Source organism: Mycobacterium gastri (genome assembly GCF_002102175.1).
GTDB classification, from domain to species: Bacteria; Actinomycetota; Actinomycetes; order Mycobacteriales; family Mycobacteriaceae; genus Mycobacterium; species Mycobacterium gastri.
This window is the reverse complement of the sequence record NZ_LQOX01000130.1, coordinates 1-12,317: the sequence shown is the minus strand read 5'-3', so window position 1 is coordinate 12,317 and position 12,317 is coordinate 1. Positions and strand designations below refer to the sequence as shown.

Below are 12,317 nucleotides of genomic sequence, written 5' to 3'. Positions count from 1 at the left end.
GTTATCCCGAGAGATTGAAGTTGCCGGACGCTCCGTAGACGGCGAGCGAGATGAACAGGGTAATCACCACGACGACGATCAGTGAAGTCCGCACCGCCTGGCCGACCGCAATGCCGACGCCGACCGATCCACCGCTGGCGTTGTAGCCGTAATAGGTATGCACCAGCATCACCGCGATGGACATCACGATCGCCTGCAGGAACGACCACAGCAGGTCGGACGGAATAAGGAAGGTGTTGAAGTAGTGGTCGTAGAGGCCTTTGGACTGCCCGTTGATGAACACCGTGGTGAACCGGGCGGCGAAGAACGCGGCCAGCACCGACAGGGAATACAGCGGGACGATGGCGACCAGGCCGGCGATCAACCGGGTCGACACCAGGTACGACACCGAGTGGACGGCCATGCATTCGACCGCGTCAATCTCCTCGGACACCCGCATGGCGCCCAGCTGGGCGGTGGCGCCGGCGCCGATGGTGGCCGCCAGGGCGATGCCGGCGATCACCGGCGCGACGACGCGCACGTTCAAAAACGCCGACAGGAATCCGGTGAGCGCCTCGATCCCGATGTCGCCCAGCGACGAGTAGCCCTGCACCGCGATGACGCCGCCGGACGCCAGGGTCAGGAAGGCCGCGACCCCGACCGTGCCGCCGATCATGACGAGCGCGCCGGCACCCAGGGTCATCTCGGCGACCAGCCGAATGGTCTCCTTGCGGTATCGCGTGATGGCGTTGGGGATGTAGCGCACGGTTTCGCCGTAGAACAGCGCCTGCTCGCCGAAACTGTCGACCGGCTCCTGCAGCCGGGACATTAATCGGCGGAAGCGGATAGTGACGTCGTAGCTCATCGCTTCATCACCATCGCTTGCTTTCCTTCATGTGTTACTTCGCCGAGATTCGTACGCCGATGGCCGTCATCACCACGTTGATCACGAACAGGCAGATGAACGCGTAGACGACGGTTTCGTTGACCGCGTTGCCGACGCCCTTGGGCCCGCCCTTGACGGTCAGGCCACGGTAACAGCCGACCAGCCCGGCCATCACGCCGAACAGCAGCGCTTTGACTTCGGCCAGGATCAACTCGCGCAGACCGGTCAGCACGGTCAGCCCGTTGATGAAAGCACCGGGGTTGACCCCCTGCAGGAAGACGGAGAACACGTAGCCGCCGGACAAACCGATGGCGCACACCAGTCCGTTGAGCAGCAACGCGACCAGCGTCGACGCCAAAACCCTTGGCACGACCAGGCGTTGGATCGGGTCGATGCCCAGCACCCGCATCGCGTCGATCTCCTCGCGGATGGTGCGGGCGCCCAGGTCGGCGCAGATTGCGGTAGCGCCGGCGCCGGCGACCACCAGCACCGTCACCACCGGGCCCAGCTGGGTGATGGTGCCGAATGCCGTTCCGGCGCCGGAGAGGTCGGCCGCACCGATCTCACGCAGCAGGATGTTGAGGGTGAAGGCCACCAGGACCGTGAACGGGATGGAGACCAGCAGGGTGGGGACCAGTGATACCCGGGCAATCATCCAGGTCTGATCGAGGAACTCGCGGAACTGAAACGGACGCCGGAAAGCAGCGCGGGCGGTACCGATCGCCATTTCGAAGAACCCGCCGACGGCCCGGGCCGGAACCGCAAGCTGTTGAATCAACCTGGTCCCCCCGTCTGCTAGGCGGCGAAGCCGGTGGTTCCCCTGAGCCCGACCAGGGTTCGGACGCGACTCCGTGTGAGCCGGCTCATATTAACCCAGAACGACTTCGCCGTGTCAATGAACAGCACTTTGCATAACCTGCGTTAGTTTGGCTGGTTAAACCCTTTCTCGAGCGGTCATTCTGACACAGGTTCTAGCTGTGGCCGCGGGGCCCGACAAGCCCCCCGGCCCGTCGTCGGGCCCCTACTATGCCATCAGACCGGTAGCCGAAAAACTGCGGTCCGGAGCCCGGCCAGCAAAGTAGTCCCGCAATGTGTCACTCAGCTGGGCGGGCTCCCACGCCGAGCCGTCCGCGCTGAAGCGCCGCTCCACCGTCGGCGCGGCCACCAGCGTCACCTGCGGGCCGTAGACGATGAACAGTTGCCCGTTGACCTCCGCGGCCGCCGGCGACGCCAGAAACTGGACCAGGCTGACCACGTGCTCCGGCGACAACGGGTCGATCCCGCCTCCTTCGATATCGGGTTCGGCGCCGAAGACCTCGGCGGTCATTGCGGTGCGGGCCCGCGGGCAGATCGCGTTGGCGCGCACGCCGTAGCGGCCCAGCGCCCGCGCCGCGGACAGGGTGAGCGCGGTGATGCCCGCCTTGGCCGCGCCGTAGTTGGCCTGCCCCGCGGGACCGACCAGCCCCGCCTCCGAGGAGGTGTTGACCAGCCGGGCGTAGACCGAGCCGTCCGGGGTGTCTTTGGCTTTCGCGCGCCAGTAGGTGGCCGCGTTACGGGTGAGCAGGAAATGCCCGCGCAGGTGCACCGCGATGACCTGGTCCCAATCCTCGTCGGACATGTTGAACAACATCCGGTCGCGGGTGATACCGGCGTTGTTGACCACGATGTCCAGCCCGCCCAGCCCGTCGGCGGTGGCGACGAGTTCGTCGGCGGTTGCGCGCTGGCTGATGTCGCCGGCCACCGCGACCGCTTTGGCGCCGGCGCTGCTCATCTCGTCGATGACGTCCGAGTTGTCCAGGGCGGCGCCGATGTCGTTGACCACGACGACCGCGCCGAGCCTGGCCAGCCCCACCGCCTCGGCGCGGCCCAGTCCCGCGGCCGCGCCGGTGACCACCGCGACCTTTCCGGACAGATCGATTGCGTTGGTGCTGGTGCCCGGCGAGGATGCTGACCGCGTGGGGGTCGCAGCGGAAGCCGGGCCGTTGGCCCTAGTCAATTTATGAATACCTCTAGTTCGGGGTTCTGGGCGCCTAGTCCTCGCGGAGCAGGGCGGCCCGCGGACATTCGGCGATCGCCTGCTCGGCCAGGGCCTCTCGGTCCGGCGGAATGGGGTCGAGCTTCACGACGGCATAGTCCTCGTCGTCCAGGTCGAAGATATCCGGTGCAATTCCCAAGCACACCGCGTTGCCTTCACACCGGTCACGGTCCACCTTTACCCGCACGGCATCCTCCCTGAAGCTGGCGCTTTACCTGATCACTCCGTAGCACCACCATAGGACTGTGGCGCCTCCGGCGAAACGGTCGCTGGATTCCCAGACTAGAACGTGTTACAACCGGGAGAACGGATGGGTAGCCGTTCGCGCCCATTCAGGCGCCCGTTCGGGCGCTCGTTGAGGCGGCCGGTGACGGCACTATTTGCAGGACGTTTGACCGGAGGCGGCAGGAATGCGCATCAGCTACACACCTGAGCAGGAAGAGCTGCGTCGCGAGCTGCGGTCGTACTTCACCACGCTGATGACCCCGGAGCGCCGCGCGGCGCTGAGTTCAGTCCAGGGCGAATACGGCGTTGGGAATGTGTACCGGGAGACGGTCGCGCAGATGGGCAAGGACGGCTGGCTCACCCTGAACTGGCCCACGGAGTACGGCGGCCAGGACCGCTCGCCGATGGACTCGCTGATTTTCACCGACGAGGCGGCGCTGGCCGGTGCGCCGGTGCCGTTCCTGACGATCAACAGCGTCGCGCCGACCATCATGGCCTACGGCACCGACGAGCAGAAGAAATTCTTCCTGCCGCGCATCGCTGCGGGGGACCTGCATTTCTCGATCGGCTACTCCGAGCCGGGCGCCGGCACCGACCTGGCGAACCTGCGCACCACCGCCGTCCGCGACGGCGACGACTACGTGATCAACGGGCAGAAGATGTGGACCAGCCTGATCCAGTACGCCGACTACGTCTGGCTGGCGGTGCGCACCAACCCGGAGTCTATTGGGGCCAAGAAGCACCGGGGCATCTCGGTGCTGATCGTGCCGACGACCGCCGAGGGATTCTCCTGGACGCCGGTGCACACCATGGCCGGCCCGGACACCAGCGCCACCTACTACACCGACGTGCGGGTGCCGGTGACCAATCGGGTCGGCGACGAGAACGGCGGCTGGAAGCTGGTGACCAACCAGCTCAACCACGAGCGGGTGGCACTGGTGTCGCCGGCTCCGATCTTCCTGTGCCTGCGCGAGGTTCGCGAATGGGCGCAGAACACCAAGGATTCCAGCGGAGCGCGGCTCATCGATTCGGAATGGGTGCAGCTCAACCTGGCCCGGGTGCACGCCAAAGCCGAGGTGCTCAAGCTGATCAACTGGGAGCTCGCGTCTTCCCAGGCCGAGGCGCCGTCCCCGGCCGATGCGTCGGCTGCCAAGGTGTTCGGGACCGAGCTGGCCACCGAGGCCTACCGGCTGCTGATGGAAGTGCTCGGTACCGCGGCGACGCTGCGCCAGGATTCGCCCGGCGCCCTGCTGCGCGGGCGGGTGGAGCGGATGCACCGGGCCTGCCTGATTCTGACCTTCGGTGGCGGCACCAATGAAGTGCAGCGCGACATCATCGGCATGGTGGCTTTGGGCCTGCCCCGGGCCAGCCGCTGAAAGGACTGAAGCAGCAATGGATTTCTCGACAACCGAAGCCGCTGCCGATCTCGGCGGTCTAGTGGACACGATCGTCGACGCGGTGTGCACCCCGGCGCATCAACGGCAGCTGGATGGGCTGGAGCAACGGTTCGACCGCGAGCTGTGGGACAAGCTGGCCGGCGCCGACATCCTCACCAGCGCTGCCCCGTCGGCTCTGGGCGGCGACGGATTCGGGGTGCTCGAACAGGTTGCGATACTGGTCGCGCTGGGCCACCAGCTGGCTGCGGTGCCCTATCTCGAGTCGGTGGTGCTGGCCGCCGGAGCGTTGGCCCGGTTCGGCTCGGAGGAACTGCAGCAGGGCTGGGGGGCGCCGGCGGTCCGCGGGTCGAAGATCTTGACCGTCGCGCTCGACGGTGAGATGGGCGAGGGTCCGGTGCAGGCTGTTGCCGCCGGCGAGGGCTTTCGGCTCACCGGCACGCGCACCCAGGTGGGCTACGGCCCGGTCGCGGACGCCTTCCTGGTTCCCGCCGAAACCGAATCCGGCGCCGAGGTTTTCCTGGTCGCCGCCGACGACCCGGGGGTGATCGTGACCACCCTGCAGACCACCGGCCTGGGCAGCGTCGGGCATCTGGCCCTCGATGGTGTTGCGGTGGACGGCTCGCGCCGGGTGGGCGACAGTGCTACGGTCGCCTGGCTGCGCACAATATATGCCTTGGGCCGCAGCGCATTCCAGCTTGGCGTCCTGGAGCGCGGATTGCAGATGACCGCCGAATACGCGCGTACCCGAGAGCAATTCGACCGCCCGATCGGGAGTTTCCAGGCGGTCGGGCAACGGCTGGCCGACGCCTACATCGACGTCAAGGGACTGCGGCTGACGCTGACCCAGGCGGCCTGGAAGGTCGCCGAAGATCTGCCAGCCGAGCTCGACGTGGCCTCGGCCGCGTTCTGGGCCGCCGACGCCGGACATCGGGTGGCCCACACGATCGTGCATGTGCATGGCGGTGTCGGCGTCGACGCCGATCACCCGGTGCATCGATACTTTCTGGCGGCCAAGGAGACCGAGTTCGCCCTGGGCGGCGCCACCAGGCAGCTGCGCCGCATCGGCCGGGAACTGGCGGAGACCCCGGCCTAGTGGGGGCCTAGTGGCGTGCGTGACAGTAGCGTCACGCTCGGATGCGAATGTGACTGCGGCGTCACGCTCGAGACAAGGAATCCGACGCAGTGAGCACTGATCCGACCGTCACCCAACTGCTGGCGCCGTTAGCCGAAATCGGCGACCGGGGCGTTTATTTCGAGGACTCGTTCACCAGTTGGCGTGATCACCTACGGCACGGCGCCGCCATCGCGGCAGCGCTGCGTGAGCGGCTCGACCCCGCGTGTCCGCCGCATGTCGGGGTGCTGCTGCAGAACACCCCGTTCTTCTCGGCGATGCTGGTCGCGGCCGGGATGTCGGGCATCGTTCCGGTGGGCCTCAATCCGGTGCGCCGCGGCGCGGCACTGGCCCGCGACATCCGGCACGCCGACTGTCAGCTCGTGCTCGCCGACTCGGAATCGGTTGCGCCGCTGGATGATCTCGACCACGTCAACGTGGATTCCGCCGAATGGGCCGGCGAGGTCGCCGCTCAACACGATGCCGACGTGTGTTTCCAATCCGCCTCACCCGCAGACACGTTCATGTTGATCTACACCTCGGGCACCAGCGGTGACCCGAAGGCGGTCAAATGCAGTCACAGCAAGGTCGCGATCGCCGGGGTGACCATGACCCAGCGCTTCGGCCTGGGCCGCGACGACGTCTGCTATGTATCGATGCCGTTGTTCCATTCCAACGCGGTCCTGGTCGGATGGGCGGTGGCGCTGGCATGCCAGGGCTCAATGGCGTTGCGGCGCAAGTTTTCTGCCTCCGGATTCATGACGGACGTGCGCCGTTACGGCGCGACCTACGCCAACTACGTCGGCAAACCGCTATCGTACGTGCTTGCCACCCCGGAGCAGCCCGTTGACGCCGACAACCCGCTGCGGGCGGTGTACGGCAATGAAGGGGTGCCCGGCGACGTCGAGCGTTTCGCGCGCCGATTCGGCTGTGTGGTCATCGACGGGTTCGGTTCGACCGAAGGCGGCGTGGCGATCAGCCGTACACCCGACACTCCGCCCGGGGCGCTGGGACCGTTGCCGGACGGGATTCAGATCGTCGACCCCGACACCGGCGACCAGTGCCCACCGGGCGTCGTCGGCGAGTTGGTCAACATTGCCGGGCCGGGTCGCTTCGAGGGCTACTACAACGACGACGCCGCCTCCGCCGAGCGCATGGCCGGTGGCGTCTACCACAGCGGTGACCTGGCTTACCGCGACGAAGCAGGCTATGCCTATTTTGCTGGGCGGCTGGGTGATTGGATGCGAGTCGACGGGGAGAATCTCGGCACGGCACCGATCGAACGGGTGCTGCTGCGCTACCCCGGAGTGGCCGAGGTCGCGGTCTATCCGGTACCCGATCCGGTGGTCGGTGACCAGGTGATGGCGGCGACGGTGATGGCGTCGGGCGTCGAATTCGACGCCGACTCGTTCCGGGCTTTTCTGGCCGAACAACCCGACCTCGGGCCCAAGCAGTGGCCGTCGTACGTCCGGGTGAGCGCCGGTTTGCCGAAGACACCGACGTTCAAGGTGCTCAAGCGCCAACTTTCGGCCGACGGCATCGACTGCGGTGATCCGGTATGGCCGATACGGCGATAGGCGCTTTCTCGGGCCTGCTGCAGCCAAGGTGGCCATGAGCACCCAACCGAACCCGACGCTGCAGCAGAGCTTCGAGGAACTTTCGGCCACGGTGCCGGCGATCATCGGCCTTGCCGTCGCCGCACCGGGTCGAACCGACGCATCTGCGTTGGGCCGGTGGTCGACCGGCGTTGCTTGGTCAACCATCAAAGTTCCGTTGGTGATCGCTGCGCTACGTCGCGACCGCAGCCGTGCCAAAGACCTTGCGGTCAATGCGATCACCGAATCCGACAATGTCGCCGCGGAGGTGCTGTGGTCGCAACTGGGAGATCCCGCCGACGCGGCGCGGCAGGTGCAAACCGTGCTCCGAGAAGCCGGCGATGCGGACACCGTGGTCGAATCGCGGCGGCTTCGGCCGGGTTTCACGGCATTCGGGCAAACACGGTGGCCCCTGGACAGGCAAGCATGGTTTGCGGCGCACCTGCCGGGCCTCGCCGGCGCCGTCGGTGTCACCGATTTGATGCACCAGCTCTGCAGCGATCATCGTTGGGGGCTGGCCGCCAAAGGTGTTGCCGCAAAAGGCGGTTGGGGCCCAGGCAATGCCGGCGACTATCTGGTTCGGCAATTCGGGTTCTTCCCCACCGAATCCGGGTATGCGGGCGTGGCGTTGGCAGCCCAGACAGCGAAGTTCCAGACCGGCGTGGATGTGCTCAACCGGATGACGGATTGGCTCGTCAACCATTTTCGCGAGCTGACCGGGCAGTGACGCGCCCGGGGGGTTATCCCAACAACGACGGCACCATCGCGTCGATCAGGTGCGGTCCGGGTTCGGCGAAGGCGGCGCGCAGGGCGTCGGCGAACTCCTCACAGGTGGTGACGCGCCGCGCCAGCACACCCATGCCCTCGGCCATCTTGACGAAATCCATTCTGGGGGGCGATATGTCGAGTAGATTCAGCGCCTTGGGGCCGGGAGCGGATCCGGCGCCGACGCGCTGCAACTCGATCCGCAGGATGTCGTAGGCGCCGTTGTTGTAGATGACGGTGGTGACGTCGAGATTTTCCCGCGCCTGGGTCCACAATCCCGAAATCGTGTACATCGCCGACCCGTCGGATTGCAGGCACAGCACCGGACGATCGGGAGCGGCGACCGCGGCGCCCACCGCCGCCGGGATGCCGTAGCCGATCGCCCCGCCGGTCAGCGTCAGCCAGTCATGGGCCGGCGCCCCGGCGGTGGCTTGTGGCAGCAGCAGACCCGAGGTGGTGGATTCGTCGACCACGATCGCCCGATCGGGCATCAGCGCGCCGATCACCTCGGCCGCCGACGCCGACGTCAGCGCACCCGTCGGAAGTTGCGGACGCGACGCGGCCGCCACCGGCGCGCTGGTGCCGGGTGCCAACTCGTCGGCCAGCGCGACCAAGGCGTCCGCCGCTCCCCTGGGCTCGGCGAGCACGTGCACCGCACATCCGGCCGGCACCAGATCGCTGGGCATGCCGGGGTAGGCAAAAAACGACACCGGCGACTTGGCGCCGGCCAACACCAGATGCTTGGCCCCATTCAACTGTGCCGTCGCGGCTTCCGCGAAGTACGCGAGGCGCTCCACGGCGGGCACGCCGGCGCCGCGCTCCAGCCGGGTCGGAAACGTCTCGCACAACCAGCGCGCCCCGGTGGCCTCGGCGATCCGCGCGGCCGCGGCCAGTCCCGGGCCGCGGGTGGCGTCCCCGCCGATCAGCAACATCACCGGTTCTCCGGAGCGCAACACGTTGGCCACCGACCCCAGGTCCTTACCGGTCGGCGCCGGCCGCTCTCGAACCGGGGCAGCCGGCGCGGCGCCCTCCGACCAGGAGGCATCGGCGGGCAGGATCAGTGTCGAGATCTGCGGACCCAACCGGCTTGCGGCGACCGCGTCGGCGGTATCGGTTCCGACGTCAGCGGCGGCCTGCGTGCGGCGCACCCATCCCGACACGGTGCCGGCCAGCGCATCGATGTCGGATTCCAATGGGGCGTCGTACCTTTTGTGATAGGTCGCGTGGTCGCCGACGACGACCACCATAGGCACCCGCGCGCGGCGCGCGTTGTGCAGGTTTGCCAGACCGTTGCCCAGTCCGGGACCCAGGTGCAGCAGCACCGCCGCCGGCCGGTCGGCGATGCGGGCATAGCCGTCGGCCGCACCGGTGGCCACACCTTCGAAAAGCGTTAGTATGCCCCGCATTTGGGGAACAGTGTCGAGTGCGGCCACGAAGTGCATCTCCGACGTGCCGGGGTTCGCGAAGCACACCTCGACACCGCCGTCGACCAGAGTGCTGATCAGAGCTTGAGCACCGTTCACGGATTCACCTTTCCTCGTGCCAGGTCCCCGAAGACGCGTTCGGCGTTGCAGTGCAGGAAGTCTCGTCGCGCGTCATCACTGAGACCGAGTTCGTCGAGGCCCGCCAGGGCGTGCGAATGGGCGATCATCGGATAGTTGGTGCCGAACAAGACTTTGCGTTGTCCGGTACCGGTTTTCATGAAGCTCACCAACTCCTGCGGCAGCCGCTTGATGGTGTAGGCGGAGGTGTCGATGTAGACGTTTTCGTGCTTGCGGGCCACCGCGACCATCTCCTCGGTCCACGGATAGCCGACATGCCCGCACACGATCACCAACTCCGGAAAGTCCAGCGCCACCTGATCGATGTAGGGAATCGGGCGTCCGGTTTCCGATGGCCGCAGCGGGCCGGTGTGACCGACCTGGGTACAGAACGGCACGGCCAACTCGACGCACTCGGCGAACAACGGGTAGTAGCGACGGTCGGTGGGCGGCGCGTTCCACAGCCAGGGCACCACTCGCAGACCGACGAAACCGTCGTCGCGCACTCGGCGTCGCAGTTCCCGAACCGCCGCCATGGGACGATCCAGATCGGCCGTCGCCAGGCCGGCGAACCTGTCCGGGTGCGCGGCGACCCAAGTGGCGACCTCGTCGTTGGAGATCAGGTCCTGGCCGTTGGGCCCGTGCCACGCGCTGAGCACGCCAAGATCGACGCCGGCGGCGTCCATCGCCGCAAGGGTTGCCGCGATGGGGATTTCGGTATCGGGTATGGACCCACCGGTCCAGCGCCGAAGCGAGGCCAACATGTCGCTGCGCAGGAACCGCTGGGTCGGGTGCTGCATCCACACATCGATCGTCATCGCGCTTCGAACTGTAGACGCCCCGCCGACGTTTTCGTGCGGCGGCGGGCTGTCCCCCGCGGCGATCCCGTGGGGCGTGATCGGGCTTCGACCGCCTCCGGCTGCGCGAATCTCGATCCCGGCGACAGATTCTTACCGTCACTATTTCCCGAAATATCACGGGTGTAGTACCGGACTGCTTATACACCGAAAACTGATACTCGGCTAGAGGCCATCGTAATCATACTAATAGACGAAAAACGGCGGACATACTGGACGCTCGGTAGATAAAATGCGGACCTAGCTACGCCGCGCGGGGGGCGGACGTTGCGGACGTTTCCCCAAACGGTTGGAGCCTCCGTCATGTCATACGTGCTCGTCTCCCCGGACATAATCGCCGCAGCCGCCGACGATCTGACCAACCTGGGTTCAACTATCGGTGCGGCCAACGCAGCCGCGGCCACGTCGACGACGGACGTGCTTGCCGCGGCAACCGATGAGGTGTCGGCGCGCATCGCGGAATTATTTGGCGCATACGGCCGGGAATACCAGGCGATCAGTGCTCAGGCCGCGGCGTTTCACGCCCGGTTTTTGCAGGCCTTGGATGCGGGTGCGGGGGCTTACGCCTTTGCGGAAGCCGCCAACGCGTCACCGTTGCAGACCCTCGAGCAGGATGTGCTCAACCTCCTGAACGCGCCGACCCAGCTGTTGCTGGGCCGACCGCTGATCGGCAACGGTGCCGATGCGACGGTTCCCGGCGGCGCCGGCGGGGACGGCGGCATCTTGTTCGGCAGCGGCGGTAATGGTGCAGCTGGAGCACCAGGGCAGGCCGGTGGCGCCGGTGGGTCGGCGGGGCTGTGGGGCAATGGCGGCACGGGTGGCGCCGGTGGCTTTGGCGCCAACGGCGGGGCCGGCGGCAACGGAGGGTGGCTGCTTGGCTTCGGCGGCCAAGGCGGCATCGGCGGGACCGGTGCCGGCGCCGGTGGGGCGGGCGGCAACGGCGGGTTCTTGTTCGGCGGCGGCGGCGCCGGCGGAATCGGCGGCGGCGCCGGCGGCGCCGGCGGCGCCGGCGAATTGTTGATCGGTGGCGGCGGCGCCGGCGGCGTTGGCGGGGAGGGTGGGGGCTACGGCGGTGCCGGCGGTGACGGCGCCTGGTTGTGGGGTAGCGGCGGCGCCGGCGGCGTTGGCGGCCCCGGCGGCGGTGCCGGCGGGGCCGGCGGTCGCGCCGCGCTGCTGTTCGGCGCTGCTGGTGCCGGGGGTGCCGGCGGCGCAGGTGTCGACGCCGGTCCTGGTGGCGGCAACGGCGGGGCTGGAGGGCATGGCGGTGCCGGCGGGAACGGCGGGATCTTCTACGGCGGCGGTGCTGGCGGCGCCGGTGGCGCCGGCGGGGCTGGCGGCACAGGTGTGAATGGTGGCGCTGTCGGCGGTGCTGGCGGCACCGGAGGAGCCGGCGGCGACGGCGGCGTGGGCGGACGAGGTGCATTCGTCTTCGGCCAAGGCGGACACGGTGGTCTGGCTGGCCAGGGCGGCACCGGCGGCACCGGTGGCAGCGGTGGCGACGCCGCTGCCGCCGGTGTCGGCGGTGCTGGCGGCGTCGGCGGGACAGGAGGCACGCCCGGTCAGGGCGGAGCCGGGGGCGCGGCTGGCCTCATCTTTAGTTCCGGTGGCGCGGCGGGCGGCGCCGCTATCGGCGGCGCGGGCGGTGCCGGCGGCCATGGCGGGGCTGGCGCCGCTGGCGGCGACGCAGCCCCGGGGTCGGGCGCAATCGGCGGTACTGGGTTTGCCGGCGGTGCTGGCGGTGCCGGAGGGGTTGGCGGCGGAACCGGCGCCGCCCAGGGTGCCGGTGGGCATGGGGGTACCGGCGGGGTCGGCGGTATCGGCGGTCACGGTGGGTCTGGTACCGATAGCGCCAACCCGGCCATCGCGGGTCAGGCCGGCGGCCAGGGTGGGGCGGGCGGTCAAGGCGGCGACGCCGGCAAGGGCGGT

The 12,317-nt window shown here is 68.0% G+C and carries 11 protein-coding genes; 5 read left to right on the top strand and 6 right to left on the bottom strand.

Features of this window, described 5'->3' with window-relative positions; genetic code table 11:
- Nucleotide 1 precedes the first annotated feature (1 nt).
- From AWC07_RS21025 to AWC07_RS21010, 4 genes are all read right to left on the bottom strand, one after another.
- On the bottom strand, nucleotides 2-844 hold the full coding sequence (locus AWC07_RS21025; protein ID WP_036416732.1) for an MlaE family ABC transporter permease: 843 nt from the start codon (nucleotides 842-844) through the stop codon (nucleotides 2-4).
- A 34-nt stretch (nucleotides 845-878) separates the two neighbouring features.
- A complete protein-coding gene (locus AWC07_RS21020) occupies nucleotides 879-1,643 on the bottom strand; it encodes an MlaE family ABC transporter permease (protein ID WP_036416730.1) in 765 nt (254 codons plus the stop codon).
- A gap of 246 nt (nucleotides 1,644-1,889) precedes the next feature.
- Nucleotides 1,890-2,861 (bottom strand): 3-oxoacyl-ACP reductase, encoded by a 972-nt coding sequence (locus AWC07_RS21015; protein WP_139829811.1) that lies wholly within the window; start codon nucleotides 2,859-2,861, stop codon nucleotides 1,890-1,892.
- A 34-nt stretch (nucleotides 2,862-2,895) separates the two neighbouring features.
- A complete protein-coding gene (locus AWC07_RS21010; RefSeq protein ID WP_036395462.1) occupies nucleotides 2,896-3,087 on the bottom strand; it encodes a ferredoxin in 192 nt (63 codons plus the stop codon).
- A 223-nt stretch (nucleotides 3,088-3,310) separates the two neighbouring features.
- Here AWC07_RS21010 and AWC07_RS21005 point away from each other — a divergent pair, with 223 nt between their 5' ends.
- The 4 genes from AWC07_RS21005 to AWC07_RS20990 all read left to right on the top strand — a co-directional run bounded on the left by AWC07_RS21005 (nucleotide 3,311) and on the right by AWC07_RS20990 (nucleotide 7,955).
- Entirely contained in the window at nucleotides 3,311-4,501 is a 1,191-nt protein-coding gene (locus AWC07_RS21005; protein WP_036417726.1) for an acyl-CoA dehydrogenase, read from the top strand.
- A gap of 16 nt (nucleotides 4,502-4,517) precedes the next feature.
- Nucleotides 4,518-5,615, top strand: a complete 1,098-nt coding sequence (locus AWC07_RS21000; protein ID WP_036417724.1) for an acyl-CoA dehydrogenase family protein — start codon at nucleotides 4,518-4,520, stop codon at nucleotides 5,613-5,615.
- Between the two features lie 89 nt (nucleotides 5,616-5,704).
- On the top strand, nucleotides 5,705-7,210 hold the full coding sequence (gene fadD17 / locus AWC07_RS20995; RefSeq protein WP_036417722.1) for a long-chain-fatty-acid--CoA ligase FadD17: 1,506 nt from the start codon (nucleotides 5,705-5,707) through the stop codon (nucleotides 7,208-7,210).
- 34 nt (nucleotides 7,211-7,244) lie between these two features.
- Entirely contained in the window at nucleotides 7,245-7,955 is a 711-nt protein-coding gene (locus AWC07_RS20990) for a serine hydrolase (protein ID WP_036417728.1), read from the top strand.
- A gap of 13 nt (nucleotides 7,956-7,968) precedes the next feature.
- Here the strand turns inward: AWC07_RS20990 and AWC07_RS20985 are convergent, their stop codons facing one another.
- Entirely contained in the window at nucleotides 7,969-9,516 is a 1,548-nt protein-coding gene (locus AWC07_RS20985) for an acetolactate synthase large subunit (protein WP_036417720.1), read from the bottom strand.
- On the bottom strand, nucleotides 9,513-10,352 hold the full coding sequence (locus AWC07_RS20980) for an amidohydrolase family protein (RefSeq protein ID WP_036417717.1): 840 nt from the start codon (nucleotides 10,350-10,352) through the stop codon (nucleotides 9,513-9,515). Before AWC07_RS20980 ends, AWC07_RS20985 begins: the two co-directional genes overlap by 4 nt.
- A 342-nt stretch (nucleotides 10,353-10,694) precedes the next feature.
- On the opposite strand from AWC07_RS20980, the gene AWC07_RS20975 reads away from it, so the two are divergent.
- On the top strand, nucleotides 10,695-12,317 hold a 1,623-nt coding region (locus tag AWC07_RS20975), incomplete at its 3' end, for a PE family protein (protein ID WP_139829810.1).